The organism is Gordonia liuliyuniae (genome assembly GCF_021739025.1).
Classification (GTDB): Bacteria; Actinomycetota; Actinomycetes; order Mycobacteriales; family Mycobacteriaceae; genus Gordonia; species Gordonia liuliyuniae.
In genome coordinates, this window is record NZ_JAKKOT010000003.1 from 486,752 (window position 1) to 512,306 (window position 25,555).

A 25,555-nucleotide genomic window follows, 5' to 3' on the forward strand; every position below is an offset into this window, starting at 1 on the left:
GTACCCGTTCGGGAGGGCCCTCATGGTGTGTCACCCTGCGCCTGGGGTTCGTCGCCGACTGTCGCCGTCACCGAGCGCAGCAGTTCCCGCACAGCCATCGCCCGACGGTGCGACGCACCGTCGAGTGAGTCGAGGGCGCATTCCGGGTCGGCGGGCGGCCCCAGGTGCGTGCAGCCGCGAGGACAGTCGGTGATGGCGTCGCGCAGGTCGTCGAAGGCATGGATGATCTCGTCCGGGGTGACGTGCGCGAGACCGAACGATCGGATTCCCGGGGTGTCGACCACCCAGCCGCGCCTGCCACCGACCTCCGGGAGCGGCAGTACGACGGACTGCGTCGACGTGTGGCGCCCTTTGCCGACGCCGGAGACGATGCCGGTGGCCCGGTCGGCGTCGGGGACGAGTCGGTTGACCAGGGTCGACTTGCCGACTCCGGAGTGGCCGATGAGTGCGGTCAGTCGGTGCTCGAGGATCTCGCGCAGTTCGTCGACGGAGTCGTCGCGTCCAGCGACCACCACACGCAGGTCCAGGTCGGCGAATTGGGCGACGAACTCGTCCGGGTCGGCGAGATCCGATTTCGTCAAGCACAGGATGGGCGCGAGACCGCCCGCGTAGGCGGCGGCGAGCGCACGTTCGACGAAGCCGGTGCGCGGCGGCGGATCGGCGAGCGCGGTGACGATGAGCAGTTGGTCGGCGTTCGCGACGACGATCCGCTCGTACGGGTCGGTGTCGTCGGCGGTGCGTCGCAGCACCGTTTTCCGGTCTTCGACGCGGACGATGCGCGCGAGGGTGTCGGGTCGCCCGGACAGGTCGCCGACGATGCCGACTCGGTCGCCGACGACCACCGGGGTGCGGCCGAGTTCTCTCGCGCGCATCGTGACGATGCGGCGGTCCGGGTCGTCGTCGAGGACACATCCCCAGCGGCCGCGGTCGACGGAGACGACCATCGCAGTCTCGGCGTCGGCGTGCGCGGGTCGGGTCTTGGTGCGCGGACGGCTGCCTTTACTCGGCCGGATGCGTACATCCGACTCGTCGTACGTCCGCGCGCGGCGGCTCACAACGCGGACCCGGCCATCGTCTCCCACATCGCCACGAAGTCGGGAAGCGTCTTCGACGTGGTCTCGACGTTCTCGATCTCGACACCGGGGACCACAAGTCCCAGCAGCGAACCCGCCGTCGCCATCCGATGGTCGGCGTAGGTGCGCCAGACGCCCGCGTGCAGCGGTGCGCCGACCACGACGAGGCCGTCGGCGGTTTCGGTCACGTCTCCGCCGAGCCGGTTGATCTCGGTGGAGAGGGCGGTGAGCCGGTCGGTCTCGTGGCCACGCAGGTGCGCGATGCCGCGCAGGGTCGACGTTCCGTCGGCGAGTGCGGCGAGCGCCGCGACCGTCGGTGTGAGCTCACCGACTTCGTGCAGGTCGACGTCGATGGAGTTCAGTCGTTCCGGGCCCGAGACGGTGAGGAGCCCGTCGTCGGACCTGGCCACCGCAGCGCCCATCTGCTCGAGGATCGATACGATCTCTGCGCCCGGCTGGGTGGTGGTGGCGGGCCAGCGGGGCACGCCGACGCGTCCGCCGGTCGCGGCAGCGGCCGCGAGGAACGCTGCGGCGTTCGACAGATCGGGCTCGATCGCCGCGTCGACGGCGCGGATCGGTCCGGGGGCGACGGTCCACGATCCGACCGCGCCGGAATGGTCGGTGCTGCTCGTGACGGTGACGCCCGCGTCGCGGAGCATCGCGATCGTCATCTCGATGTGCGGCATCGACGGGACGGGCGGACCGTCGTGGGTGATGGCGATCCCGTCGGTGAAGCGGGCAGCCGACAGCAGGAGACCGGAGACGAACTGCGACGACGCCGACGCGTCGAGCGTCACCGCTCCGCCGGTGAGCGCGCCCGTGCCGTGGACGGTGAACGGGAGACTCGACCCGTCGATCGCTGCGCCGAGGTCGCGCAGGGCGTCGAGAACGGTGTGGAGCGGGCGGCTGCGTGCCTGTTCGTCGCCGTCGAACTCGACGTCGCCGGTGGCCAACGCACCGACCGCGGGCAGGAAACGCATGACAGTGCCTGCCAGGCCGCAGTCGATGCGGGCGCCGTGCAAGGGTGCGGGCGTCACGTCGACGGTCGTCGGATCATCGATGGCTGGCGTGATCGCGACACCCATGGCGACGAGCGCGTCGATCATCAGATCGGTGTCGCGACTGCGCAGCGTCCCGGTGACGCGCGACGGTCCGTCGGCCAGTGCCGCGAGGATCAGCGCCCGGTTGGTGATCGACTTGGAGCCGGGAAGGTCGACGACGGCGTCGACGGGGGCGTTGACAGACGGGGACGACCAGGTGACCATGCGTCTCAGTCTTTCATGCGGGCTATCGCAGGTCGCGGCGCAGTGGATGGTCGGCGGGGATCTGCACGAGGATCAGTGACCGGCCGTCCGGGTCGTGGACGGTCATCTCGATCAGTCCCCACGGCTTGGTCTCCGGTTCGGCGACGATCGGGACGTCGGCGCCGACGAGGTCGTCGCGAGCCGCGGCGACGTCGCGGACCTGTAACCAGAGCACGTCGCCGGTTCCGTCGTGCGCCGGCATGTGCGCGGGGATCTCGATGAGACCGGCGCCTGCGTGGAACACCGTGCCGCCGGGGTACTCACGTGCGATCGCCAGGCCGAGTACGTCGCGGTAGAACGCGGCGAGGGCCTGCGGGTCGGTCGAGGTCAGCAGGGTGCGGCTCGTCAGGATCTCCATGGGCCCAGGGTAACGGCGCGCTCGGCGTTCCGGGGCGGGAGACGGGGGAGCGTTTCACGTGAATGAAGTCGCAGCCGGTGAGAGTTCTACCGTCGATGGTCGTCTGCGAATCGCAGCGCGTGGTCCCGGACCGTCGAGTTGTCTAGGGCTGCTTGACTAAGGTGGGGTGATGGCTCTTCGGCACGCGCTCCTCGCTTCGCTCCTCCCCGTGGGCGAGGCGTCGGGGTACGACCTGGCCAAGGAATTCGACCCGGTGCCGAAGGTGCTGGCGGGCAAGGACGACGATGCCTGAGCTCAGCGCCGGAATCCTGCTGTACCGCAGAACCTCTGCGGGGGTCGAGGTGTTTCTCGTCCACCCCGGCGGGCCGTTCTTCGCGCGTAAAGATCACGGCGCCTGGTCGGTTCCGAAAGGCCTCGTCGACCCCGACGAGGACCTGCTCGACGCCGCGCGACGCGAGTTCGTCGAGGAGACCGGCCACGACGTGCCCGACGGCGACCCCCACGACCTCGGGGACGTCCGGCTCAAGAGTGGAAAACGTGTCCGGGCGTTCGCCGTCGAAGGCGACGTGGATGCGCAGGCGATCGTCAGCAACACCTTCGAACTCGTGTGGCCGCCGAAATCCGGTCGGACGCAGACATTTCCGGAAGTCGATCGGGCCGGGTGGTTCACGCTCGCCGCGGCTGCAGACAAGCTCAACGCGGAGCAGGGCGACTTCCTGACGCGGTTGCCGCAGCGCTGACTACAACGCTGCGACGAGCCCGCCCAGACGCTCGATGCCGAGCGAGAGCTCCGCCGACGACGCCGCATACGACAGTCGGACGTACTGCTCGGCCCCGACGGCCCCGAAGTCCTTGCCAGGGGTGAGGGCGACGTGGGCGTCCGCCAGTGCGCGGTCGCAGAAATCGGTGGCGGACAGGCCGGTCGCGCTGACGTCGACGTAGACGTAGAACGCACCGTCGGGCGGCACAGGGACGTCGAGCCCGATGCGGGCGAGGCCGTCGGTCACCTGTGCGCGCCGATCACGGAGCGTCGCCCGGCGCTCCTCGGCGACGGCGATCGTCTCCGGTTCGAAGCACGTCAATGCTGCGAACTGGGCGGGAGTGGGCGGACAGATGTAGTAGTTCTGGGCGAGCCGTTCGGCGACCGCCACCATCTCGTCGGGCACGATCGCCCACCCGAGACGCCAGCCGGTCATCCCGAAATACTTGGAGAAACTGTTGACGACGATCGCGCCCGGGTCGTCCGCGGCGACGCTGCGGCGATCACCGTCGGCCAGCCCGAGGTAGATCTCGTCGACGATCCGCCAGCCGTCCCGTTCCCGGGCCAGCGCGCACAGGTCGACGAGTTCGTCGTATGCGAGCGAGGTGCCCGTCGGGTTCGACGGCGACGCGACCATAACGCCGCGCGTCGACTCCGACCACGCCCGTTCGACGGTCGCCGCGTCGAGTTGGAAACGAGACGTCGGATCGGTCGCCAGGAGACGGACGTCGGCCCCGAAGCTCTCCGCGAACCGCCGGTTGCACGGATACGACGGATCGCCGACCAGAACCTCGTCACCCGGATCGATGAGCGCCGCACACGCCAACAGGAGGGCGGCGGAGGCTCCCGTGGTGACGACCACTCGACTCGGGTCGACGGGTGCGCCGAAATGCTCGCCGGAGAAGCGTGCGATCGCCGCCCGCAGGTCGGGGAGACCCAGTGCGCCCGTGTACGCGAGCGGCCGACCGTCGCTCAGCTCGCGGACGGCCGCCAGGAACGCGGGCGGAGCCCCGAAATCCGGCTCGCCGATGTTGAGCTTCACCACGTGATGTCCGTCCGCCTCGAGTTCGGCGGCACGCCTGCCGAACTCCATGGCGAAGAACGGGGAAACCGCCTCGGCGCGGCGAGAGAATCGCATGCGAGTCATCGTATGGCGGACGGAACCGGGCGCATAACTACAGGATCTGAACTCAGGCTACAGGGTCTGATCTCAACTACAGGGTCTGAATTTCAATCCCACGACCCGCCGAACATCACGGGACGCAAGCCTCACTCCTTCTGGCCACGCTGGATCCGATGCCGGGAGCCCCAGACCGGGTGAGCGGCGATCGAGCCGTCACCCGATCCCCGGTAGGGTTCGTTCATGGTGAAAAGCGTCGTTGACCCGCACGTCAATCCTCCTCAGCAAGTCCGCAGCCGGGCAACGATGGAGCGGATCGTGGCGGCAGCCGAAGAGCTCCTCGACGAGAAGCCTTTCGAGAAGATCACCATCGCGGAGATCTCCGCGCGATCAGGGAGCGCACCGACAGCGTTCTATGCTCGCTTCTCCGACAAGAAGGCGCTCCTCTTGGAAGTCCACGAACGATTCCGGATTCGCGCCGCGGATGCGGTCGCGACGGCCTTCGCTTCGTCAGACGACGACCGGCGCGACGCGGAAGAGGTCGTCAAGGACGTTGTGACGGCGCTCGTCCACGTCTACCGGACCAATGAGAATCTACTCCGCAGCGTTCTGCTCGCCGACAATCCGCTGATGTACGACCGAGCGGCCGAACTGACCAGGTCGGTCTCGCGCCGTCTGACCGCAAGGATCGATGGCCGGGTACCGGTCGTCGAGCGGGACGCGCTCGCCCGTGACGTCGACTTCGCCGTGCGTGCAGGATTGGGCGTGCTACAGCAGGATCTCCTGTACGGCGACCATGAGCCGTCCCGGTTTGCCCTGGACACCGACGAACTCATCGACCGGGTCGCGACCCTGCTCGTGGCGGTGTGCGCCCCGATCATGTCCGGAACGGATCGGTGAGACGACCCACCACCGGCAGCCCAAGGTCGACCTCGTCGAGTGCGGCGCGCAGCGCGAGGAACCGCATGGACGTGGTCATGTCGTCGAAGAACGCTGGGAACGGGACCAACTGTCGATCGAGGGGCTTCGTGTAGTCGTCCCAGTGGATCGGCACCACCCGCTTCGCGGACACTCCAGTGACGTACTGTCGCCAGTACGCTTCGCGGAACTCGTCATCGTGTTTGCCGAGCGTGCCGATGCCCAGGTAGACGGTGTCGGCCCGGTACCCGTCGACTGCGCCGGGCAGCGTGTTCGCGCTCGCCTGGATCAGCATCGCCCGCTCGTCGTGGCACACGTGCAGTGTGTAACAACTCCCGGACAGGTAGTCGATGGCCTTGGCGTGCGGATTGAACGGGCCGTCGATCTCGCCGGGCGCCAGGTCGCCCGGACTGTGGACGGCGGGTAGCGCAGTCAGGCGGAACCGCCCGACGTCGACCGGCTCGCCGACGAGCACGAGGTCGAAACGATTGTCCGGGAAGCCGTTCCCGCGCGCGATCTCCCTGGCCGACTCCGAGCCGATCAGTCGAGCTCCCGTCGACTCGGCGACGATCGACGAATCCAACGCGTGATCGAAGTGGGAGTGGAGCACCACGACGGCGTCGACCCGATCGACGCCGAAGCGGTCCAGTTCCGCTGCGATGCGCCGACGGTTCGGCCGGATCCGACCCGCACGGACCCGGAGCAGGCCGGGGCGGCTGAAGAAGCCGTCCGTCAGCACAGTAGACGTGCCATCGGTGATGAGCATCGTCGAGACACCGAGGAACATCACCCGGACCGCGTCGCCGGTGGGCCGCGCGGCCGGCTCGGAGAATCGACGCCACGGCTGCAGTGACGGTGCCCGTAGGCCGGTGACCATGGACAGCGCGGAAGGCGCGGCCATCAGCCCAGATCCTCCGCCGCGGTGCGGCCCGCCTGGCGCCCCGAGAAGAGGCAGCCGCCGAGGAAGGTGCCTTCCAGGGCGTTGTATCCGTGGACTCCTCCGCCGCCGAATCCGGCGACTTCGCCTGCCGCGTACAGTCCGGGAACGCGATTTCCGTCGACACCGAGCGCTCTCGATCCGAGGTCGGTCTGGATACCGCCAAGCGTCTTACGGGTGACCACATGAATCTTCACGGCTATCATCGGTCCCGCGGCCGGATCAGTGAGACGATGCGGCGCGACGGTTCGACTGATCTTGTCGGCGAGATATCGCCGCGAATTGAGGATGCCCTGCATCTGGGCGTCCTTCGAGAACGGATTGTCGGCCTGCGTGTCCCGGGCATCGACGCTGGCGCGGACAGTCGCGGCGTCGAGCAGCGGTCCGTCGGTCAACGCATTCATCTTCACGACGAGCTCGTCGAGGGTGTCGGCCACGACGAAGTCCGTGCCGCGATCGATGAACGCCCGTACGGGGCCGGGGACGCCCTTGGCCAGACGCGACTTGATCACTTCGCGCTTCGATCTACCGGTGATGTCGGGATTCTGTTCCGACCCGGACAGCACGAACTCCTTGGCGATGATCCGTTCGTTGAGCACCAACCACGAATGGTCGTACGGTGCGATGTCGTAGGTGGTGCGCAGGTAACGGAGGGTCCCAATGGTGTCGTATCCGGGGAAGTACGGGGCCGGCAGCCTACGCCCGAGGGCGTCGAGCCACACCGATGAGGGGCCCGGGAGGATGCGGATCCCGTGCCCCGACCAGATCGGGTCCCAATTGTGCAGGCCTTCGGTGTAGTGCCACATGCGATCGCGGTTGACCAGACGGGCGCCCGCGGATTCGGCGATCCCGAGCCCGCGACCGTCGACATGTTCGGGGACCCCGGTGACCATATCTGTGGGCGGCGTCCCGAGGCTGTCCGGCCAGTAGCGACGCACGAGGTCGTGGTTGCCGCCGATGCCGCCGGTAGTCATGATGACGGCAGGCGCGGCGAACTCGAAGTCGTCGACGACGTCGCGATTCGACGCCACGCCTCGCGCAGAGTCGTCGGGTGCGAGGATCGCGCCGCGCACGCCGGTGACAACCCCGTCGGTCACCATGATCTCGTCGACGCGGTGGCGGAACGCGAAAGTGAGGAGGCCGTCCTGCTCCGCTCGATGCGCGAAGTCGACGAACGGGCCGACGATGCCGGTGCCCGTTCCCCACGGGACATGGAAGCGCGGAACCGAGTTGCCGTGGCCGTCGGCCCGCAGATCGCCGCGCTCGGCCCAGCCCACGAGCGGCGTCAGTTCGATACCCTTCGCCCTGATCCACGATCGCTTCTCACCTGCGGCGAACTCGACGTAGGCGCGGGCCCACTTGACCGCCCACGAGTCTTCGTCTGGGAGGCGGTCGAACTGTGCGCTGCCGAGCCAGTCGTGCCACGCCAGGTCGAAGGAGTCCTGCACGCCGAACCGCCGTTGTTCGGGCGAGTCGACGAGGAACAGTCCACCGAACGACCAGAACGCCTGCCCGCCCAGATTGCGGTGGTTCTCCTGTTCGACGAGGGTCACGGTCCGTCCGCGGGAGGTGAGTTCGTGGGCGGCGACCAGCCCGGCGAGACCGCTGCCGACGATAATCACGTCACTCATGCCCGCACCTCGCGAACCGGCACTCCGAGAACCTGCTGGACCGCGCAGTTCAACTCGGCCGGATCGGCCGCGCGGGCGCTGCGCCACGCGACGTACCCGTCGGGTCGTACCAGGACGGCTCCGTCCGCCTCGATACCGTACGTGTCGAAGAACGTTCCGTCGTCGTCGAGGCCGACCGAGCCGATCGTGTACGCCGAGATCGGTACGCCGTCCTTGGTCCGCAGCCGATCGCACATCTGCCGCCACGGCTCGCCATCCGCACCGGTCAGCACTGTGAATCCGGGTGTGGCGAACAGATCGATCGTCGAGATTGTTCCGTCGGGCCCGAGCCACACATGTGGGGCGCGGCAGCCAGGGGTGGCGCTCGGCGCGTAGTCGGAGTAGTCGTCGTGGACGGTCGGCGGGATGCTCCCGTCGGAGACAATGGCGTCGGACGAGAATTGGGTACCGAACTCGACACCGAGATGGTTACCGTAGCGGCGGGTCTCGCGGATGATCTCTTCCGGATCGAGCCCAGTGTCGCCGACGCCGTAGATGGACATGCCGAGCTTGTGGACGTTCTGGAAGTTCTGGTAGCTCTGATCCGCGGTCCGGCGTGCCGGATCCGAACGCTCGTCGTCGTAAGTCTCCAGCAGGGACTGGGCTGCGACGCCCTGTACGCGTAGAGCGAGCTTCCAGATCACATTGTGCATTCCCTGCAACCCGGTGTTGACGCCCAGCCCGCCGGTCGGCGGGAACTGGTGCGCGGCGTCGCCGCACAGCACGATCCGGCCGTGGACGAATCGTTCGGCGACGGTGACGTTCATTCGCCAGAGCCCGGTACTGCGGACATCGACGTCGACGTCGACGTCGGCTAGGCCGACAGCTCCGCGCACCCACGCGGTCACGCGGTCGTCGTCCCACCGTTCCCGCGACCAGTCGTCGGGCGAAACCGTGATCTGGCACAGCCATCTGCCCTTTGCGTCCAACGGCTGGAGCACCCCGAGTGCTTCGGGATTCGCCACATAGAGCAAGACACCGGTGCGTTCGCCGACGTACTGCTCGAGGTCGGCGCGAAAATAGCAGTTGACGAAGTGATGGATTCCTTGCGGGCCATTGAGTCGGACCCCTATCGACTCCCGCACGAAGCTGTCTACGCCGTCGGCGGCCACCAACGCCGACCCGGTCAGGTCGTACCGTCCCTCGTCGGTCTCGACGGTCACCGCGACGTCCTCGGCGTCGTCGGTCCAGCCCCGGGTGAGGTCGACGACGCGATGCCCCATACGGACCTCGACCAGACCGGTGGCGGCCGCAGCGTCGCGCAGGATCGACTCGAGAAGATCCTGGGACGACATCACCGGGAGCGCCGGACTGATCGTCGGCCCGGGGCCTGCGAACCCGGTGGAGTCGATGGTCCCGAACTCGGTGCCCGTCACCGTGTCGAAGAATCGGATCGGGCTCTTCCAACCCGGTGGGGTGTCGACGGACCGGAATCGCGTGTAGGCCAGTGGTCCCCAGCCGCGCGTGATCTCCATCGTTCGAGTGTTGAAGTTGCGTGTCTTCGGGTGGGGCGACGGATGCGTGCGTTGCTCGAGCACCACGCACGGCACGCCGAAACGAGCCAACTCCAGTGCTGCGCCCAAACCGACCGGTCCGGCCCCAACGACGATGACGGATTCGCTCACGAGTTCCTCAATTCTGTCCGCGACTCACGGAGGCATTTGTGTCTCCGATCACTCCAGATGGTAACGTCACTACTGTTACTGTCAAGCTGGAAGCAGTCAAAACGCGGGCAAGGATGGGTGGATCGATGAGAATCGTCGTTATCGGAGCGAACGGCAACGTCGGATCGCGAATAGTGACAGCCGCAGCAGCACAGGGGAACGAGGTCGTCGCGTTTGTGCGTCGGCTGGAAACGGTTACACCGGCGCCCGGCCTCACGGTGGTCCAGGGCGATGCCTCGGACGCCGCCGCAGTGGCCGCGGCGGCAGCGGACGCGGACACCGTGGTGGTATCGATCACGGGGTCGATGAGGGACGCCACGTTCATGCAGCGGACTCTCCCCGCCGTGATCGAAGGCGTGCGTCGCGCCGGAGGCGTACGGATCGTGCTGATCTCGGTGTTCGGGGCCGGCGACACCGCGGAGAAGGCGTCGGGACTCGCTCGCCTCGTCTACCGGACTGCGCTGAAGCGGTTCCTGGCGGACAAGGCGGCCGCCGACCGGTTGCTCATGCAGTCCGGACTCGATTACACGATCGTGTATCCGGTCAACCTGAAGGACTCGCCCTCGGCGCCCGAGATCGGAGTGCGGCCGCTCGACGACGTCCGGATCGTTCCCGGACTTCCGTCGTTGTCGTATACGGATGCGGGCACCGCGATCGCCGAGATCGCGGCAGGCGGCGTCTCGGCGGGGCGCCGGATCCTACTGACGACGGCGAAGGGGTGGCGGCCGTTCTGACCCGCCCGTCGAAGCTGAGCGCGGGTCGGTCAGAACGGTCGCCCAGTGCGCTACTTCGGCACCACGTTGAACTCGTCGGGGTTCGGGCCGAGGCGTCGGTTCGCGTCGAGGGCATCGATGCGTGACATCTGCTCGTCGGACAACTCGAAGTCGAAGAGCGCGATGTTCTCGGCTGCGCGGGCGGCCGTCGACGACTTCGGGAAGATGATGTCGCCGCGCTGGATGTGCCAGCGCAAGGTCACCTGGGCGACGGTCCGACCGACCTCGGCGCCGATCGCCGCAAGCACTGCGTCGTCGAGGACGGCACCCTGCCCGATCGGCGCCCACGCCTCGGTGATGATGCCGTTGGCCGTGTTGAAGGCGCGCAGCGACGGCTGCGGGAAGTAGGGGTGGACTTCGATCTGGTTGACTGCCGGGACGATCGCAGTCTCGGCGAAGAGCCGTTCCAGATGCGTCTGTTGGAAGTTCGAGACGCCGATCGCGCGCGTCTTTCCCTTCTCGTACTCGCCTTCCAGCGCCCGCCACGTCTGGACGTAGTCGCCGACCTCGGGAAGCGGCCAGTGGATCAGATACAGGTCGAGGGGACCCAGGTCGAGGGCGTCGATGGACAGGCCGATTCCGGCGACGGCGTCGGCCGGATCGTGCCGATTGTTGTTCAGTTTGCTGGTGACGAAGACCTCGTCGCGGGGGAGGCCGGACTCGCGGACGGCCTCGCCGACCTGCTTCTCGTTGCCGTACATCTGCGCGGTGTCGATGTGGCGGTAACCGGCCTCCAGCGCGGTCAGCACAGCGGCCTTCGTGTCCGCGGGCGGGATCTGGAAGGTACCGAACCCGAACTGCGGGATCTGCACGCCGTTGTTCAAGGTGAGGGTGGGAACAGTGTTATCGGCCATGGGTAGTGCAACGAGCCGCGGCGGGGCGGGTATTCCCGCGAGAGCGACGGCACGCGAGGGGGCCGATCCGGGCGCGCACCGACAGGGCGCCGACAGATGGGGGAGGACCCTGAACTTCCCCTGGTTTCGGCTTTCGGCTACTGCCTTTCCCAGGTGGCGGTGGCACGGTGGACGCATGAGTACATTCACAGAGAACAACACGGGTACCTCGTCCGGGACGTCGTTCTGGAAGATCGTCGCCATTGTCATCGCGATCCTCGTCGTGGTCTCGCTGATCGGGCCGATCGTCAAGGCGGTGTTCTGGATCGGCCTGTTCGCGCTCGCGGTGGTCGGCGCCTACTCGATCTTCAAAGCGAAGAGCTGACGAGCTCTACGATGGCCGTATGACACGCAGACTCGTCGCAACCGACTACGGCTCACCGGCCTCTGTCCTCTCCGTCGTCGATGAAGCCGATCCGACGGCAGGGGACGGCCAGGTGGTCGTCGCAGTCACCGCAGCAGGCCTCAACCCGTTCGACGTCAAACGCGTCACCGGCGACATGAGTGCGAACCTGTCCGCTCTGCCGTTGGTCCTCGGCGGAGAAGCAGCAGGAACTGTCGTGGAGACCGGACCTGGAACCGACGTCTCCGTCGGCGACCGCGTGGCCGTCTATCCGGCGGTCGGCGCGTTCGCCGAACGTATCGTCGTCGCAGCCGACGCCGTTCATCGCATTCCCGAGGGAGCGTCCGTCGACGCCGCGGCGGGGCTTCTTCTCGCAGGCGTCACCGCCTACGACACCGTCGCCACGCTCGACCTCGGCGCCGACGACACGGTCCTCGTGCACGGCGGCTCCGGCGCGGTCGGTTCGGTAGCCGTCGCACTCGCCGTCGCGCGCGGTGCGCGCGTCGTCGCCACCGCGTCGTCGGCGAACCACGACCATCTCCGCGACCTGGGTGCGATGCCGATCTCCTATCACGGCGACATCGCGGCAGCAGCCCGCGACGCCGTGCCCGACGCTGTCACCGCCGTCATCGACACGGCAGGCACCGACGCCGCGATCGACGCCTCCCTGCAGTTGGTGCCTGCCGACCGGATCGTCAGCATCGCAGCCTGGGGGCGCGCGGACGACGGCATCGTGCTGTTGAACGGATCGAGCGCAGACAGTCGCGCGCACCGCAGAGCCGCCGTGACGCCGCTGCTCGACGCCCTCGCCGGCGGCCAGATCACCGTCGACATCGTGGGAACGTTCGCACTCGGCGACGCCGCGCGAGCCTTCGAGGCGCTGTCCGGTAGGCATCCGCGCGGCAAGTACCTCATCAAACCCTGAGGTCGACCGGTCGCTCGAAGCCTTGTCAGTCGCCCGAGACCTTGTCAGTCCAGCCCGTGCGGGATACCGTGTGACTCCAGGTAACAGCTACTGGGTGAGGGGACGCACATGAGTCGAGCGACCGATTTCGAGGCGATCATCGTCGGGGCGGGTTTCGGCGGCATGGGCGCCGCGATCGAACTCAAACGGCAAGGGGTCGAACGCCTCACGATCCTCGAACGCGAAGACGACCTCGGCGGCACCTGGCACGTCAACCACTACCCGGGGCTCGCCGTCGACATCGCGTCCGTCACGTACTCGTACTCCTTCGAGCCGAACCCGTCGTGGTCGCGGCTGTTCGCGCCCGGCGCAGAGTTGAAGAAGTACGCCGAGCACGTCGCCGACAAGTACGATCTGCGCCGGCACATGGAGTTCGGCGTCGTCGTCGCGAGCGCCTCGTGGGACGACGACGCGGACGTGTGGACGGTCCGCACCGCCGACGGCCGTGCGCTGACCACGCGATACCTGGTGACCGCGACCGGGTTCCTGTCCCAGCCGTACACCCCGGACTTTCCCGGAATCGACTCGTTCGCGGGCGAGATCATCCACACCACGGCATGGCGCGACGGCTACGACTTCACCGGCAAGAGGGCTGCGGTGATCGGCACCGGAGCGACCGCTGTGCAGTTGATCCCGGAGATCGCGCGGACCGCCCGCCGACTCACGGTGTTCCAGCGAACCCCGATCTGGGTGGTGCCCAAGGTCGACTTCCCGATCCCGCGCCCGGTGCGCAAGCTCTTCGCGGCCGTCCCCGTCACGCAGAAGGCGGCACGAGCGGTCAACACGTCCCTGCTGGAGATGCTGATGGTCTTCGGTGTCCTGCACTACCGGCAGGCCAAGCCGGGAAACCAGCTGGCGGCGCTGCTGGCGAAGGCACATCTGCGTATGCAGGTCCGCGACGCGGGGACTCGCCGACAGCTGACCCCGTCGTACGACTTCGGCTGCAAACGCCCGACGTTCAGCAACAGTTACTTCCGAGCGTTCAACCGGGACGACGTCGACCTCCAGACGTCGTCGATCGTCCGGGTGGAACCCGACGGGATCGTCGTCGACGGGCCTGACGGCGAGGAGCTCAAAGTCGAGGTCGACACTCTGGTGCTGGCGACCGGATTCAATCTGTGGGACGTGAACTTTCCGGCGTTCACCATCACCGGCCGGGACGGTCGCGACCTGGGGAAGTGGTGGCGCGAGGGCAGATTCCAGGCGTACGAGGGGATCACCGTCCCCGAATTCCCGAACTTCCTGACCCTCAACAGCCCGTACTCGTACAGCGGTCTGTCGTACTTCACCACCATCGAGGGCCAGATGCGCCACATGGCGAGGCTGTTCGGTGAGCTGCGGCGACGCGGCAGCTCGCGATTCGAAGTGACGGCGGAGGCGAACGAGAAGTTCCTCGACGACGCGACGCGACGCCTGGGTGACTCGGTGTTCTATGCGGGCGACTGCTCGCGGTCGCGGAGCTACTACTTCAACCAGCACGGTGAGGCGACGCTCCTGCGCCCACAGTCGACCCTGTCGACGCTGCGCGAGATGGATTCGTTCCCGCTCGACGACTACACCTACGCGTGACGCCTTATCAACGGAAGCGGCTGCGATACTCCTCGGCGACCTCGTCGGCGCGCTTGAACTTCACGGCGTCGACGAGCGACGCGTCGAGCCCGTTGTTGATCAGCAGATGTCGCCGGTAGACGCGGATCAACGCGATCTGGAAGTACAGGAACGGGATGATGATCAGCAGCATCATGCCACCGCGGATCCATAGTTCCCCCGGAATGAACGCGAAGGCGACGAGCAGCGGGATCACCGGGATGAGTCCGCGGACCAGATACCGGCGGACGTGGCCGGGCCCGGTGAGATCCTCGCGCACCCAGTCGCGCATGGATGCGGGGAGTGGGCGGCCCAGCAGATAGCCGATCTTCTGCAAGGGGCCGGGCCGGGTGTCACTCATGTGCGCCATCATCTCATGGTTCGTGTCCCGGGCAGATCGGTCGCCTCGCTAGAGCGGGTCGAGCAGTTCGGGGCCGTTGTTCATGACCCGATTCACCAGCGGCGACACCTCGCGGATCGTGATCCGGTCGACGAGGTCGTTCGTGGGCGGCGCGAGCAGCGCAGGGTCCACGGGCGAATCCGGGTCCAGCCAGGCGTCCCAGTGCTCCAACGGCATGATCAGCGGCATCCGATGGTGGACGTCGGTGAGGGCCCCGACAGCGTCCGTCGTGATGATCGTCGTGCTCGACACCCAGGCCGTATCGTCGCCCGCCTCCCGTGCCTGCGCGGGACGCCAGGCGGCCCACAGCGCGCCCATGAACAGTCGGGTGCCGTCCTCGGGCGACATGAAGTACGGGACCTTCGTCGGCTTCCCGCCCGGTCCCGGCGGTCCCGGCTTCCACTCGTACCAGCCGTCCATCGGGACGAGTGCCCGCTTGCTCTTCAACGAGGTGCGGAACGCCGGCTTCTCGGCGAGCGACTCGGCGCGCGCATTGAACAGGAGCGGCCCCTTGCCGAGTTCCTTCGTCCACGACGGCACCAGCCCCCACCGCATGGCCCGGACCCGGCGGACGGCGTCGCTGTCGGGTTCGTGGGAGTCATGACGCTGCACGACGGTCATCACGGTGCTCGTGGGTGCGACGTTGTAGTTGCCGGTTGCGAACTTCTCGGCGGCGTCGGAATCGCTCACCTCGTTTCGCGCGTCGATCTCGGCGGCGAGCCGTGCCGGATCGGTGGTCACTGCATAGCGTCCGCACATGGGATACATGCTGGCACGGAAGACGTTCGGTGTGCACGGAACAAGATCGGCGGGTCCGGTGTTGCAAGATCTGGGAAGCCGGTTCGTAGACGAGAACGCCGGATACACGAGAACGACTGGGAGGTGAACGACGCCGTGACCACAGCGACTGCGGGTCTGCTCGAGCCGAAACTGGTGATCGGGTGGCCGTTGGACGAAGACGGCGCACCGGAATCGCTAGACTTGACCGAACCAGCGTCAAGTGAAGGGAACTCCGTGTCGGACACCCAGGTCCCGCCCGAATCGAGCGGCCACGAGGAGACGGAAGCCGAGCTCACCGAGCGATTCGAGCGCGATGCGCTCCCGTTGCTCGACCAGCTCTACGGCGGTGCGCTGCGAATGACGCGCAACCCGGCCGACGCGGAAGACCTCGTGCAGGAGACGTACGTGAAGGCGTTCTCCGCCTTCTCGTCGTTCCGTGAAGGAACCAATCTGAAGGCGTGGATGTATCGCATCCTCACCAACACCTACATCAACTCGTATCGGAAGAAGCAGCGCCAGCCCGCGCAGTACCCGACCGAGGAGATCACCGACTGGCAGCTCGCGGCGACCGCCGAACACACGTCGACGGGACTGCGGTCCGCTGAGATCGAGGCGCTCGACGCGCTGCCCGACCAGCAGATCAAGGACGCACTGGCTCAACTGCCCGAAGACTTCCGAATGGCCGTGTATTACGCGGACGTCGAAGGTCTGCCCTACAAGGAGATCGCCGAGATCATGGACACCCCCATCGGAACGGTGATGTCCCGACTGCATCGTGGACGCCGCCAACTGCGCGGCCTGCTCGCCGACGTCGCCGCCGAGCGCGGCATCGGCCGGACCGGGGAGGCCGTCCGATGAGTGCCGGAGTACCCGAGCGCGACGAGCAGTTCGAGATCCTCGACTGTTCGGCGGTCGTCGCCGACATCTGGCTGCTGCTCGACAACGAGTGCGATGCCGGTGCCCGCGAACGGCTGCAGGGGCATCTCGACGGATGCCCGAGCTGCCTGGAACATTACGGTGTGCAGCGCCAGCTCAAGGCGCTCATCAGCCGCAAATGCGGCGGTGACGCGGCGCCCGAGGGGCTGCGTGAACGGCTCCGGGTGGAGATCCGTCGGTCGGTGACCATCCAGCAGAGGACGTTCGGCGCCGACCAGTAGCCGTCGAAACGCAGCTGGGAAACGTGAACGGCCCGGTCCTCCCATCGAGGGGGACCGGGCCGTTTTCCGCATTCACGCTCAGGCGTTGGGACGCTTGCCGTGGTTGGCTGCGTTCTTCTTGCGGCTACGCTTCTTACGTCCGCGCTTACCCATGACGGACCTCCTTCTCCAGTGTGCACGTGCGTCGGCCATTGTTTCACGTCGTGGCGGGACTGTGCTAATCGCGCGGTGCGCCCGGACGCCGCGCAGCCTCGGCTACGATCAGTCCATGCCTGAAGACGTCGTCGCTGAAATCGTCGCAACCGTCCTCGAGGTCGCCGTCGACGAGGGCCAGCCGGTCGCCGTCGGCGACACCCTGGTCCTGTTGGAGTCGATGAAGATGGAGATCCCGGTGCTCGCCGAGGATCCCGGCACGATCGGCCTCGTCAAGGTGAAGGTGGGCGACGTCATCCAGGCGGGCGACGTCATCGCCACGTACCGGGTCTGACGCGCGCGGCCCGTGGCGACCCTCTCCGATCTCCTCGCCGAACACACCAGCCTGCCCGACGCCGCCGCAGCGCATCTGCAGCGTCTCGTCGCCGAATGGCAGCTGCTGGCCGACCTCTCGTTCGCCGATTACCTGCTCGCAGTCAGCGGTGAGGACGGCAACCTCGTCTACGTCGCCCAGTGTCGACCGAACACGGCGTCGACCGTCTTCCAACAGGACGAGGTCGGTCACCGCGTGGTGCGGCCCGCGAGCCCGCAGGGCGCCAATCCGTTGATCACGGCGGCGTTGGCGAGCGGCCGCATCGAACAGGACGGGATCGCGACGCGGTTCGGGCATCTGCTCATCGACCGGATCGCGGTTCCGGTGACGTTCGACGGCCAGGTGATCGCAGTCCTCGGACGTGCCGCGGACGCTTCGGAGACCCGGCCCGCGTCGCCGCTGGAGGCCGCATACCGGGACGCCGCCCAGACATTGTGCGAGATGGTCGTCGAGGGGACGTTCCCGCTCGACGAGGCGAACACGCTAGGGCTCTCGACACCGCGTGCGGGTGACGGATTCATCCGCGTCGACTCGGCGGGACGCGTCGTGTACGCGAGCCCGAACGCGCTGTCGGCGGTGCACCGCATGGGGTGGACGACCGATCTCTCGGGTGTGGTCGTCGCCGACCTGGTGGCGCGCCTGCTCACCGACCCGTTCGAGTCGGCCGACGCGGCCGCGATGATCGAGTCGGCCGTGGGCACCGCACTGCCCGGCCCCGATCTCGCCCTGCGCATGGAACTCGATGCACGCCGGGCCAACGTGCTGGTCCGTGCGGTCCCGCTGCGGGCGCGCGGACAGTCGCGGGGGGCGGTGCTGTTGATCCGCGACGTCACCGAGGTGAAGCGTCGTGACCTCGCCTTGATCAGCAAGGACGCGACGATCCGCGAGATCCATCATCGCGTCAAGAACAATCTGCAATCGGTGTCGGCGCTGCTGCGTCTGCAGGCGCGTCGGTCGAGCAACCCGGAGACGACGCAGGCCCTTGGCGAGGCCGTGCGTCGCGTCTCCTCGATCGCGCTGGTGCACGAGATGCTGTCGGGAAGCGTCGACGAGGAAGTGGACCTCGACGCGATCGTCGACCGAGTCGCGACGTCGCTGGTGGACGTGACGTTGCCGGACGGTGGCGGGTCACGGGTGGCGATCCGCCGCGACAGTCGCCTCGGCGTGCTGTCCGCGGATCTCGCCATGCCACTGGTGATGGTGTTGACCGAGGTCCTGCAGAATTCGATCGAGCACGGCTTCTCGCCGGGGCAGCAGGGCGCCCTGATCGTCGTCGACGCGGTGCGGGACGTCCGCGCGCTTCAGGTGCGCGTCACCGACAACGGCAAGGGCCTGCCCGAAGGCTTCGATCTCGCGGCGTCGGACCGTCTCGGCCTGCAGATCGTGCGGACTCTCGTCTCCAACGACCTGCGGGGGCGTATCGAGATCGGGCCGGTGCCCGGCGCGAGAGGCACCCGCGTCGAGCTCGACATCCCACTGCACTGACCCGCGTCGGCGAGCGGCGCGCCCGACGCCGCTGGGTTGGTGCACGAAGGAGGGCCCCGACCGATGGTCGAGGCCCTCCCTGATGGATTGTCTGCGTGTCAGACGACGCTGCGGGCGCGGGTGCGCGCGTTGCGGCGCTTGAGTGCGCGACGCTCGTCCTCGCTCATGCCGCCCCAGACGCCTGCGTCCTGGCCGGTCTCGAGGGCCCAGGCGAGGCAGTCTGCCGTCACCGGGCAGCGCTGGCATACCAGCTTGGCATCAGCAACCTGCGCGATCGCCGGTCCGCTCGTACCGACCGGGAAGAACAGCTCCGGGTCTTCATCGCGGCAGATGGCTTTGTGGCGCCAGTCCATGACACTTACTCCTTCAAATACAACATCGTTGTCGTGCGCAGGGCGCACGAATGTACATCGTTCGTCTTTGTGGGCTGCAACGACGGAAGTCGCCATCAGATCTGAACCGTGGTGAGTACAGAAAGGCGGGGCCGGTTGTTGCGGTCATTAACTGTTGTACTACTGTGCGGTTACGTTTGGCTATAGCCCGGCGCTGAATGCTGGATACGTCACAAGGGGTTGGCAGAGAAGTCAACTTATGCGTACCGGCAGGTAACTATTGCGTCAACTCGGTAGTGGAGCCGCTACGACATCGAGGACATGACGGCGGTAGCCGAAGTCGAGTCCGGTGTATTCGCCCAGGTAGTCGCCGTCCATCTGGACGTCGGCCGGCTCGTCGCACCGGAACCGGACCCACTCGACATCGTCGTCGCGGTACAGGTGTGCGGCCTTCGGATCCTTCGCGCGCAGCAGCTTCGAGCCGAGCATGAGGTTCCGGGGGACTGAGACCGACGTCGCAGCGAAGATGCCGAGGCCGTGTTCGAAGTCGGTGCCGGGATTGGTGCGGATCGGCGTCGTGCCCAAGTAGGTCCACGGGCCGGTGTTGCTGACGAAACCGAACCGGACGCCGTCGATCGGCGCGTGGTCGGGGACTTCGACGGTGAACGAGGGCGGCGTCACCGATGGCCGGAAGAACGAGCCGAGCGTGGTTCGCAGATAGCGTCCGGCCGTCGCCTTGCGACCTTTATGGCGCAACTCCTCCATGCGGCGCACGACGATCGCGTCCATGCCCATGCCGGCGTTGAACAGGAACCAGCGGTCCAACGTGTGGCCGAGGCTGATGGGGCGGCGGGCTCCGGAGTCGAGCAGCGTCATGAGTTGGGCGGTCGCCGCGAGCGGATCACGGCTGATGTCGAGAGCGCGGGCGAACACGTTAGCGCTGCCGCCGGGCACCACGCCCAGAGCAGGCAGTGTGCCGCGGTCGGGGGCGGCTCCCGACGGCGCGCCGAGCATTCCGTTGGCCACCTCGTTCACCGAACCGTCGCCGCCGTGCACGACGACGGCGTCGTATCCGTCCTTGACCGCGCGGGCGCCGAGCTCTCCGGCGTGACCCCGATGCGTGGTGCGCTCGATGTCTACGGTGAATCGGGACGCGAGGGTGTTGGCCAGCGCATCGCGTCCTTCAGCCGTGGTGAAGGTCGCGAACGGGTTCGTGATGAGCATGACACGCACGAGAGCACACGTTATAGCGTCTACGCGGTCCGGACACAATCGAGCGGCGGCCCCGTCCCGCGGGCCACCCCGTGTCGATCCTGCGACGCGCGTAAACCTACACCGGACAGCACGCACATCCATCGGTAGAGCACTGCACGTCCTGTGCGGTGTAGGTCGTCACCGCACGTCGACCTGCCACCGTGTTCTAGGCGCGTCGACGGCCCCGGCGAGCGCTCGCGGCGCGCCCCGACCTACCCTGGAGTACGTGAGCAGTCCCGATTCCGAGCGAACGACGCCTGCCGTCCCGTCGACGCTGCGCTGGGCCGGATGGATTATCACGCTGCAAGGCGTGATAGGCGTGGTCGTCGCCGTGGTCTACGTGATCCGCGAAGCGAGCGGCCACCACGAGGACGCCATCAGCGGATACGGTTCGGCGGTCTGGTTCGCCGTGATCGGCGGCGGCGTGCTCGCAGGCGGGATCGCGTTGATCCGGGGCCACCGGTGGGGGCGCGGCATCGGGATGATGGCGCAGATACTGTTACTGCCGGTTGCATACGCGCTGCTCACGGCCAGTCACCTGCCGTTGCTGGGCGCTCCTGTCGGGATCGTCGCATTGGCCTGCCTGGGACTGTTGTTCGCGCCCGCCTCCCTGTCCTGGCTCAACGCAGACTCGCTGCCGCCCGACGCGCGCTGAGGGAGCGCCCTCCTCGACCCCGGACGGGGGACGTAGGGTATGGGCCATGACGCGCATCCTTGCCATCGCAAACCAGAAGGGCGGCGTGGCGAAGACCACGACGACCGCGTCGGTCGGCGCGGCCCTCGCAGACCAGGACGTGTCCGTTCTGGTCGTCGACCTCGATCCGCAGGGCTGCTTGACCTTCTCACTCGGGCACGATCCCGACCAGATCTCCAAGTCGGTGCACGATGTGCTCATCGGCGCCGAGGACATCGCCGACGTGCTCCTCGATACCGATGACGGCATGACGCTGCTCCCGGCCACCATCGACCTCGCGGGCGCCGAAGCGCTCCTGCTGATGCGTCCCGGCCGTGAGTATGCGCTCAAACGCGCGCTCGCCGAAGTCGCACAGGACTACGACGTGGTGCTCATCGACTGCCCGCCGTCACTCGGCGTCCTCACCCTCAACGGGCTGACCGCGGCCGACGAGGTCGTCGTGCCGCTGCAGTGCGAGACGCTCGCACACCGAGGCGTCGGCCAGTTGCTCCGGACCGTGACCGAGGTCCAGCAGATCACCAACCCCGAGCTCACGATGCTCGGCACGGTGGCGACCCTGTTCGATGCGCGCACCACCCACAGCCGGGACGTGCTCGCCGACGTCGCCGACCGTTACGAGATGCCGGTCCTCGATCCGCCGATCCCGCGCACCGTCCGATTCGCCGAAGCATCGGCGTCCGGATCGACGGTGATGCGCGGCCGCAAGAACAAGGGCGCGACCGCCTACCGCGAACTCGCCGACAACCTGCGCGCCTACTGGGACGGTGCTGACCTGGCCACGTACGAGGCCGGGGAGCAGTAGAGGGAACCGCAGCGAGACGTCAGGCAGGCGGGCGCAGGCCGACGACGGTGTCGCCGCGCTGCTCGACGACGGTGTCGCCGAGGACACGGAGAGCGACGGTTCCGTCGTAGCCGTCGCGATCGAACGGGATGGTGCGGACCTCGTGGCCATCGGACAGTTGACGGACGCTGATCCCACCGGGAGTCGGCAGCAGCAGTTCGCCCGCCATCACCGCGCCGGTGCCGACCGTGCCGGGCACCTCGAACATGACGTTCCCGCTCGTCCCGTCGAGGACTGCGGTGCCAGTGCCCGTCCAGAACATGACGACTCCCGCGTCGACCGACGGCCGCCCGGCGGGTTCGGTAGCGCCGGCGATCGGCCGGGTGGCTACCGGCTCGGCCTGGGTCGAGAACACCCGTACCGACGGTCCCGGCACACGGTGTACCTCACCGGTCGCGTCGGTGCCCGGGTCGTACACCGTGAAACTCGTGGCTCCGCCCGCCACTAACCGGGGTGCCGGGCCGTGCGAGGTCTGGGTGAGCATCGTCGTACCCCACTGGACGACCTTCTCCTCGGAGTCCTCCGCCGAGCCGAGGACGGTCAGTCGATACCCGTAATCGCCGTCGCAGCGTTCGATGACGGCGACGCGGTTCGCGCCCGGGAGCGCCGAGTACAGACGGCAATGCGAGCGGTCGGGTGCGACGCCGGGATTCACCGGTGCGTCGACGCGACCGTATTCGATGCCGCGGACCAGATTGGTGCCCCACGTCTCGAGTCGGGTGGCGCCCGCCGAGACGGCGTAGTCGCCGTCGAACGACAGGTCGACCGCCCCGTCGGCGTCGGAGGCGCGTTCGGCGACCCGCAGCCCGGTGCCACCGTTCAGTGCGGTCACCTGGCTGCAGCCCCGCCGGTCGCGGTACACGCCGAGGACGAGGTCCTCGCCACCCGGCCACGCCGCCAACGCCCCGCACAGGGGCAGATCGCGGTGGTAGCGCCAGCGCTGCGCACCGGACACCGGGTCGAGCGCTGCGACGGTGCCGTCGTCGGCAACGATCACGGACGCGGCAGTCGACTGCGGGACTGTGGTGTCCGCGGACGGCGCCGACCACGCCTGGATGAGCGCGCCCGGTGTCGCCTCGGCGGGCAGCGGGGCGTCGGGCGCCGCGGCAGCGGTCGTCAGGTCGGAGTGTCGTGCGCTGCTTCCAGCCCACACCAGGACGCCCGCGACGACAACAGCCACCACCAAGACGGCGGTCACGATCAGGTCGAGGCGGGTACGGCGTTCCGGCGCGATCCGAACTCCCATATCGGCGACAGTACGGAAGAGGTCAGTCCGCCGTGGCCTCGCCCGCGGGCTTGCCGCCCGACCGGCGGCGACGGCGACGCGGACGACGCGGCGTCTCGTCCCCGGCCTCGGTCTTGTCCGCGGTCTCTACTGTGGCCTTCTCCGGGGCCTCGCCCGCCGTCTTCTTCGACGGTGCCTGCCCGTCGACCGTTTCGCCGCCGCGTGTGCGGCGACGGGCGCGCGTCCGGCGCTTCTCGGGTCGGTCGGCGCGCGCCTCGCGGCGCTCCTCAGACGTCTGTCGGGCGCCCGCGACGCGGCCGTCCGCATCGGCCGGGATGTTCATCTCCTCGCGGAGGTGGTCGGACGTCGAGTACGTCTCGACCGGTTCGGGCATTCCGAGGCCGAGTGCCTTGTCGATGAGTTCCCAGCGGTGGAGTTCGTCCCAGTCGACGAGGGTGACGGCGATGCCGGTGCGGCCCGCGCGTCCGGTGCGGCCGATGCGGTGCACGTACGTCTTGTCGTCGTCGGGGCACTGGTAGTTGATGACGTGCGTGACGTCGTCGATGTCGATGCCGCGGGCCGCGACGTCCGTCGCGACGAGCACGTCGACGCTTCCGTCGCGGAATTTGCCGAGCGACTTCTCGCGGGCCACCTGGCCGAGATCACCGTGCACGGCGCCGACCTTGAAGCCGCGCTCTGCCAGGTCGTCGGCGACCTTCTGCGCGGTCCGCTTGGTACGGGTGAAGATCATCGTCGCGCCGCGACCCTCGGCCTGCAGGATGCGTGCGACGAGTTCGGCCTTGTCGAGGGCGTGCGCGCGGTAGGCGTGCTGGGTGGTGCGCTCGTGGACGGCCGAATCGTTGGCCTGCTCGGCGCGGATGTGCATCGGCCGGTTCAGGAACGTGCGGGCGAGGGTGACGATCGGACCGGGCATGGTGGCCGAGAACAGCATCGTCTGACGGTCGGTCGGCAGCGCCCCCATGATCCGCTCGATGTCGGGGAGGAAGCCGAGGTCGAGCATCTCGTCGGCCTCGTCGAGCACCAGGATGCCGACCTTGCCGAGCACCAGGTGGCCCTGCTGGGCGAGGTCCAGGAGGCGCCCCGGGGTGCCGACGACAACGTCGACGCCCTTCTGCAGTTCGGCGATCTGCTGCTCGTAGGGGCGGCCGCCGTAGATCGACGTGATCGACAGCGGGCGCGTGGCACCGTCGACGGTGACCTGCACGCCCTTCGCCGCGACCTCGAGGTCCTCGGTCACCTGGACGCACAGCTCGCGTGTCGGGACGATGATGAGTGCGCGTGGCGTGGTGTCCAGCGCGCGGAGCTTGGTCGCCTCCGCGTTGACCAGCCGGTGCAGCAGCGGAACGCCGAAACCGAAGGTCTTGCCCATGCCGGTGCGTGCCTGACCGATCAGGTCGCTGCCCGCGAGGGCGAGGGGGAGCGTCAACTCCTGGATGGCGAACGTGCGGGTCTTGCCGTCGGCTTCGAGCGCGGCGACGATCTGCGGGTCGACGCCGAGTTCGGTGAAGGTCGGCGCCAGGTGACCCTCGTCGACGATGGTCGTCTGGACTGAATCGTCGGTGACGGTTGCGTCAGTGCTCATGTGCGGTTGTATGCCTCTCGTGTGCTTCGTGCACGCACACGACGGCTATCGCGGGGTCCGCTCTCGGCAGGCCCTCTCACGTGGCGTCTTCCGGTGCGCGCTCAAGGTCGGACGTGGCCGCTGCGGCAGTGTTCACCGACTCGTGATCGGCGGCTGCGCTGCGGGATTATGTCCACGTCTGGTCCCGAGTGTACCGCCTTGCCTACTCTTGCTCTCATGCCGAACACGTCGAATGCCACCGCCAAGCTCTACGGACTGCTCCTCGCCGGGGAGTTCGCGGCCTGCTATCGCCTGATCGACGAGTCGACGATGGCGCCGACGACTGCCGATCGGGTCGCCATCGCGAGACTGATCGCGGCCGAGATGGCGCACTTCGAAGAACTGGCGACTCAGGTGTCCGGGGTGGGCGGCGATCCGGAGGCGGCCGTGAGCGCGCACGCCAAGGTCTTCGACGACTACCACCGAGTCACCACGCCGAGTTCCTGGCTCGAAGCGCTGGTCAAGATGTACATCGGCGACGGTCTGGCCGCCGACTTCTACACCGAGCTCGCCGACCGGATATCGCCCGACGTGCAACCGGTCGTCGCTTCGGTGCTCGGCTCGACCGGCTCGTCGCAGTTCGCCGTCGACCGGGTGCGCGCGGCGATCGCCGCCGACCCGTCGTCGCGCTCGGCGCTGGCGCTGTGGGGCAGGAGGCTGCTCGGCGAGGCGATCACGCACATGCAGTGGGTTCTCGCCGAGGAGGACGAGGTGATGGATCTGTTGTTCACCGGCGACGCGACGTTGGCGACGGCCGCGTCGTTCTTCGACGGCATCGCCGAGCGTCACGCACAGCGCATGGCCGACCTCGGCCTCGCGTAACAGTCGTCGCCGATCCGGGTAGAGTCGGTCGCC

At 67.8% G+C, this 25,555-nt stretch carries 28 protein-coding genes and 1 pseudogene; 14 read left to right on the plus strand and 15 right to left on the minus strand.

Translation table 11 applies throughout. From position 1 onward, the window contains the following. Positions 1-20: 20 nt before the first annotated feature. Genes rsgA through L5G28_RS07030 form a run of 3 tightly spaced genes read right to left on the minus strand, consistent with a single transcriptional unit; the run spans position 21 to position 2,735 of the window. Positions 21-1,055, minus strand: a complete 1,035-nt coding sequence (gene rsgA / locus L5G28_RS07020) for a ribosome small subunit-dependent GTPase A (protein WP_237000885.1) — start codon at positions 1,053-1,055, stop codon at positions 21-23. Beyond that, positions 1,052-2,338, minus strand: coding sequence for a 3-phosphoshikimate 1-carboxyvinyltransferase (gene aroA, locus L5G28_RS07025; protein WP_237000886.1), 1,287 nt, complete (start codon positions 2,336-2,338; stop codon positions 1,052-1,054). Before aroA ends, rsgA begins: the two co-directional genes overlap by 4 nt. A gap of 22 nt (positions 2,339-2,360) precedes the next feature. Then, positions 2,361-2,735 (minus strand): VOC family protein, encoded by a 375-nt coding sequence (locus tag L5G28_RS07030; RefSeq protein ID WP_237000887.1) that lies wholly within the window; start codon positions 2,733-2,735, stop codon positions 2,361-2,363. 169 nt (positions 2,736-2,904) lie between these two features. Here L5G28_RS07030 and L5G28_RS19300 point away from each other — a divergent pair. Both L5G28_RS19300 and L5G28_RS07035 read left to right on the plus strand, forming a co-directional pair. Next, positions 2,905-2,985: pseudogene (locus L5G28_RS19300) on the plus strand (PadR family transcriptional regulator); the annotation flags it as partial. Positions 2,986-3,019: 34 nt separating this feature from the next. Then, positions 3,020-3,475 (plus strand): NUDIX hydrolase, encoded by a 456-nt coding sequence (locus tag L5G28_RS07035; protein ID WP_237000888.1) that lies wholly within the window; start codon positions 3,020-3,022, stop codon positions 3,473-3,475. Here L5G28_RS07035 and L5G28_RS07040 read toward each other — a convergent pair whose 3' ends face one another. Further along, entirely contained in the window at positions 3,476-4,633 is a 1,158-nt protein-coding gene (locus L5G28_RS07040; protein ID WP_237000889.1) for an aminotransferase class I/II-fold pyridoxal phosphate-dependent enzyme, read from the minus strand. Positions 4,634-4,858: 225 nt separating this feature from the next. Here L5G28_RS07040 and L5G28_RS07045 point away from each other — a divergent pair, with 225 nt between their 5' ends. Continuing rightward, positions 4,859-5,515: a TetR/AcrR family transcriptional regulator gene (locus tag L5G28_RS07045; protein WP_237000890.1), complete on the plus strand. Its 657-nt coding sequence runs from the start codon at positions 4,859-4,861 to the stop codon at positions 5,513-5,515. Here the strand turns inward: L5G28_RS07045 and L5G28_RS07050 are convergent. Genes L5G28_RS07050 through L5G28_RS07060 form a run of 3 tightly spaced genes read right to left on the minus strand, consistent with a single transcriptional unit; the run spans position 5,493 to position 9,765 of the window. Then, positions 5,493-6,434 (minus strand): MBL fold metallo-hydrolase, encoded by a 942-nt coding sequence (locus L5G28_RS07050; protein ID WP_237000891.1) that lies wholly within the window; start codon positions 6,432-6,434, stop codon positions 5,493-5,495. The genes L5G28_RS07045 and L5G28_RS07050 overlap by 23 nt on opposite strands. Next, the gene (locus tag L5G28_RS07055) at positions 6,434-8,101 is read right to left on the minus strand and encodes an FAD-binding dehydrogenase (protein WP_237000892.1); all 1,668 of its coding nucleotides are present in this window, start codon (positions 8,099-8,101) and stop codon (positions 6,434-6,436) included. Before L5G28_RS07055 ends, L5G28_RS07050 begins: the two co-directional genes overlap by 1 nt. After that, positions 8,098-9,765 (minus strand): FAD-dependent monooxygenase, encoded by a 1,668-nt coding sequence (locus L5G28_RS07060; RefSeq protein WP_237000893.1) that lies wholly within the window; start codon positions 9,763-9,765, stop codon positions 8,098-8,100. The genes L5G28_RS07055 and L5G28_RS07060 overlap by 4 nt, the downstream gene beginning before the upstream one ends. Before the next feature lie 125 nt (positions 9,766-9,890). Here L5G28_RS07060 and L5G28_RS07065 point away from each other — a divergent pair, with 125 nt between their 5' ends. Then, on the plus strand, positions 9,891-10,538 hold the full coding sequence (locus L5G28_RS07065; protein WP_237000894.1) for an NAD(P)-dependent oxidoreductase: 648 nt from the start codon (positions 9,891-9,893) through the stop codon (positions 10,536-10,538). Positions 10,539-10,588: 50 nt separating this feature from the next. Here the strand turns inward: L5G28_RS07065 and L5G28_RS07070 are convergent, their stop codons facing one another. Next, positions 10,589-11,431 (minus strand): aldo/keto reductase, encoded by an 843-nt coding sequence (locus L5G28_RS07070; RefSeq protein ID WP_237000895.1) that lies wholly within the window; start codon positions 11,429-11,431, stop codon positions 10,589-10,591. A 175-nt stretch (positions 11,432-11,606) separates the two neighbouring features. On the opposite strand from L5G28_RS07070, the gene L5G28_RS07075 reads away from it, so the two are divergent. The 3 genes from L5G28_RS07075 to L5G28_RS07085 all read left to right on the plus strand — a co-directional run bounded on the left by L5G28_RS07075 (position 11,607) and on the right by L5G28_RS07085 (position 14,346). Continuing rightward, positions 11,607-11,795 carry a hypothetical protein gene (locus L5G28_RS07075; RefSeq protein WP_236996308.1) on the plus strand — a complete coding sequence of 63 codons (189 nt, stop codon included), beginning with the start codon at positions 11,607-11,609 and terminating at the stop codon, positions 11,793-11,795. 19 nt (positions 11,796-11,814) lie between these two features. Continuing rightward, the gene (locus L5G28_RS07080; RefSeq protein WP_237000896.1) at positions 11,815-12,738 is read left to right on the plus strand and encodes a quinone oxidoreductase family protein; all 924 of its coding nucleotides are present in this window, start codon (positions 11,815-11,817) and stop codon (positions 12,736-12,738) included. Positions 12,739-12,846: 108 nt separating this feature from the next. After that, the gene (locus tag L5G28_RS07085; protein ID WP_237000897.1) at positions 12,847-14,346 is read left to right on the plus strand and encodes a flavin-containing monooxygenase; all 1,500 of its coding nucleotides are present in this window, start codon (positions 12,847-12,849) and stop codon (positions 14,344-14,346) included. 7 nt (positions 14,347-14,353) lie between these two features. Here L5G28_RS07085 and L5G28_RS07090 read toward each other — a convergent pair whose 3' ends face one another. Next, positions 14,354-14,725, minus strand: coding sequence for a DUF5313 family protein (locus L5G28_RS07090; protein WP_237000898.1), 372 nt, complete (start codon positions 14,723-14,725; stop codon positions 14,354-14,356). 48 nt (positions 14,726-14,773) lie between these two features. Next, positions 14,774-15,523, minus strand: a complete 750-nt coding sequence (locus L5G28_RS07095; protein ID WP_237000899.1) for an SOS response-associated peptidase — start codon at positions 15,521-15,523, stop codon at positions 14,774-14,776. A 171-nt stretch (positions 15,524-15,694) separates the two neighbouring features. Between L5G28_RS07095 and L5G28_RS07100 the strand changes: the two genes are divergently transcribed. Beyond that, entirely contained in the window at positions 15,695-16,402 is a 708-nt protein-coding gene (locus tag L5G28_RS07100) for a sigma-70 family RNA polymerase sigma factor (protein ID WP_372476847.1), read from the plus strand. Further along, a complete protein-coding gene (rsrA, locus tag L5G28_RS07105; RefSeq protein WP_236996313.1) occupies positions 16,399-16,701 on the plus strand; it encodes a mycothiol system anti-sigma-R factor in 303 nt (100 codons plus the stop codon). Before L5G28_RS07100 ends, rsrA begins: the two co-directional genes overlap by 4 nt. A 78-nt stretch (positions 16,702-16,779) precedes the next feature. Here the strand turns inward: rsrA and L5G28_RS19485 are convergent, their stop codons facing one another. Further along, a complete protein-coding gene (locus tag L5G28_RS19485; protein ID WP_371865352.1) occupies positions 16,780-16,854 on the minus strand; it encodes a 50S ribosomal protein bL37 in 75 nt (24 codons plus the stop codon). A 115-nt stretch (positions 16,855-16,969) separates the two neighbouring features. On the opposite strand from L5G28_RS19485, the gene L5G28_RS07110 reads away from it, so the two are divergent. Together L5G28_RS07110 and L5G28_RS07115 are read left to right on the plus strand one after the other, a co-directional pair. Beyond that, the gene (locus L5G28_RS07110) at positions 16,970-17,188 is read left to right on the plus strand and encodes a biotin/lipoyl-binding carrier protein (protein ID WP_236996314.1); all 219 of its coding nucleotides are present in this window, start codon (positions 16,970-16,972) and stop codon (positions 17,186-17,188) included. A gap of 12 nt (positions 17,189-17,200) precedes the next feature. Beyond that, positions 17,201-18,712 (plus strand): sensor histidine kinase, encoded by a 1,512-nt coding sequence (locus L5G28_RS07115; protein ID WP_237000900.1) that lies wholly within the window; start codon positions 17,201-17,203, stop codon positions 18,710-18,712. Positions 18,713-18,810: 98 nt separating this feature from the next. Here L5G28_RS07115 and L5G28_RS07120 read toward each other — a convergent pair whose 3' ends face one another. Together L5G28_RS07120 and L5G28_RS07125 are read right to left on the minus strand one after the other, a co-directional pair. Next, complete coding sequence (locus tag L5G28_RS07120) at positions 18,811-19,065, minus strand: WhiB family transcriptional regulator (protein WP_236996316.1); 255 nt, start codon at positions 19,063-19,065, stop codon at positions 18,811-18,813. Between the two features lie 264 nt (positions 19,066-19,329). Continuing rightward, a complete protein-coding gene (locus L5G28_RS07125) occupies positions 19,330-20,277 on the minus strand; it encodes a diacylglycerol/lipid kinase family protein (protein WP_237000901.1) in 948 nt (315 codons plus the stop codon). A gap of 247 nt (positions 20,278-20,524) precedes the next feature. Between L5G28_RS07125 and L5G28_RS07130 the strand changes: the two genes are divergently transcribed. Both L5G28_RS07130 and L5G28_RS07135 read left to right on the plus strand, forming a co-directional pair. Then, on the plus strand, positions 20,525-20,953 hold the full coding sequence (locus L5G28_RS07130) for a hypothetical protein (RefSeq protein WP_237000902.1): 429 nt from the start codon (positions 20,525-20,527) through the stop codon (positions 20,951-20,953). Positions 20,954-20,999: 46 nt separating this feature from the next. Next, positions 21,000-21,794: a ParA family protein gene (locus L5G28_RS07135; RefSeq protein WP_237000903.1), complete on the plus strand. Its 795-nt coding sequence runs from the start codon at positions 21,000-21,002 to the stop codon at positions 21,792-21,794. 19 nt (positions 21,795-21,813) lie between these two features. Here L5G28_RS07135 and L5G28_RS07140 read toward each other — a convergent pair whose 3' ends face one another. Then, a complete protein-coding gene (locus L5G28_RS07140; protein ID WP_237000904.1) occupies positions 21,814-23,079 on the minus strand; it encodes an Rv3212 family protein in 1,266 nt (421 codons plus the stop codon). Between the two features lie 22 nt (positions 23,080-23,101). Further along, on the minus strand, positions 23,102-24,661 hold the full coding sequence (locus tag L5G28_RS07145) for a DEAD/DEAH box helicase (protein WP_237000905.1): 1,560 nt from the start codon (positions 24,659-24,661) through the stop codon (positions 23,102-23,104). Positions 24,662-24,877: 216 nt separating this feature from the next. Here L5G28_RS07145 and L5G28_RS07150 point away from each other — a divergent pair, with 216 nt between their 5' ends. Continuing rightward, a complete protein-coding gene (locus L5G28_RS07150; RefSeq protein ID WP_237000906.1) occupies positions 24,878-25,522 on the plus strand; it encodes a ferritin-like fold-containing protein in 645 nt (214 codons plus the stop codon). The last annotated feature ends 33 nt before the right edge of the window (positions 25,523-25,555 follow it).

What these genes read in the sequence shown, in the direction of transcription:
- L5G28_RS07055 (WP_237000892.1), bottom strand. Translation starts at nt 8,101, where the DNA reads ATGAGTGACGTGATTATCGTCGGCAGCGGTCTCGCCGGGCTGGTCGCC.
- L5G28_RS07080 (WP_237000896.1), top strand. Translation starts at nt 11,815, where the DNA reads ATGACACGCAGACTCGTCGCAACCGACTACGGCTCACCGGCCTCTGTC.
- L5G28_RS07065 (WP_237000894.1), top strand. Translation starts at nt 9,891, where the DNA reads ATGAGAATCGTCGTTATCGGAGCGAACGGCAACGTCGGATCGCGAATA.
- L5G28_RS07110 (WP_236996314.1), top strand. Translation starts at nt 16,970, where the DNA reads ATGCCTGAAGACGTCGTCGCTGAAATCGTCGCAACCGTCCTCGAGGTC.
- aroA (WP_237000886.1), bottom strand. Translation starts at nt 2,338, where the DNA reads ATGGTCACCTGGTCGTCCCCGTCTGTCAACGCCCCCGTCGACGCCGTC.
- L5G28_RS07050 (WP_237000891.1), bottom strand. Translation starts at nt 6,434, where the DNA reads ATGGCCGCGCCTTCCGCGCTGTCCATGGTCACCGGCCTACGGGCACCG.
- L5G28_RS07045 (WP_237000890.1), top strand. Translation starts at nt 4,859, where the DNA reads ATGGTGAAAAGCGTCGTTGACCCGCACGTCAATCCTCCTCAGCAAGTC.
- L5G28_RS07070 (WP_237000895.1), bottom strand. Translation starts at nt 11,431, where the DNA reads ATGGCCGATAACACTGTTCCCACCCTCACCTTGAACAACGGCGTGCAG.
- L5G28_RS07085 (WP_237000897.1), top strand. Translation starts at nt 12,847, where the DNA reads ATGAGTCGAGCGACCGATTTCGAGGCGATCATCGTCGGGGCGGGTTTC.
- L5G28_RS07030 (WP_237000887.1), bottom strand. Translation starts at nt 2,735, where the DNA reads ATGGAGATCCTGACGAGCCGCACCCTGCTGACCTCGACCGACCCGCAG.
- L5G28_RS07035 (WP_237000888.1), top strand. Translation starts at nt 3,020, where the DNA reads ATGCCTGAGCTCAGCGCCGGAATCCTGCTGTACCGCAGAACCTCTGCG.
- L5G28_RS07150 (WP_237000906.1), top strand. Translation starts at nt 24,878, where the DNA reads ATGCCGAACACGTCGAATGCCACCGCCAAGCTCTACGGACTGCTCCTC.
- L5G28_RS07075 (WP_236996308.1), top strand. Translation starts at nt 11,607, where the DNA reads ATGAGTACATTCACAGAGAACAACACGGGTACCTCGTCCGGGACGTCG.
- L5G28_RS07040 (WP_237000889.1), bottom strand. Translation starts at nt 4,633, where the DNA reads ATGCGATTCTCTCGCCGCGCCGAGGCGGTTTCCCCGTTCTTCGCCATG.
- rsrA (WP_236996313.1), top strand. Translation starts at nt 16,399, where the DNA reads ATGAGTGCCGGAGTACCCGAGCGCGACGAGCAGTTCGAGATCCTCGAC.
- L5G28_RS07140 (WP_237000904.1), bottom strand. Translation starts at nt 23,079, where the DNA reads ATGGGAGTTCGGATCGCGCCGGAACGCCGTACCCGCCTCGACCTGATC.
- L5G28_RS07120 (WP_236996316.1), bottom strand. Translation starts at nt 19,065, where the DNA reads ATGGACTGGCGCCACAAAGCCATCTGCCGCGATGAAGACCCGGAGCTG.
- L5G28_RS07090 (WP_237000898.1), bottom strand. Translation starts at nt 14,725, where the DNA reads ATGAGTGACACCCGGCCCGGCCCCTTGCAGAAGATCGGCTATCTGCTG.
- L5G28_RS07095 (WP_237000899.1), bottom strand. Translation starts at nt 15,523, where the DNA reads ATGTGCGGACGCTATGCAGTGACCACCGATCCGGCACGGCTCGCCGCC.
- L5G28_RS07135 (WP_237000903.1), top strand. Translation starts at nt 21,000, where the DNA reads ATGACGCGCATCCTTGCCATCGCAAACCAGAAGGGCGGCGTGGCGAAG.
- L5G28_RS07145 (WP_237000905.1), bottom strand. Translation starts at nt 24,661, where the DNA reads ATGAGCACTGACGCAACCGTCACCGACGATTCAGTCCAGACGACCATC.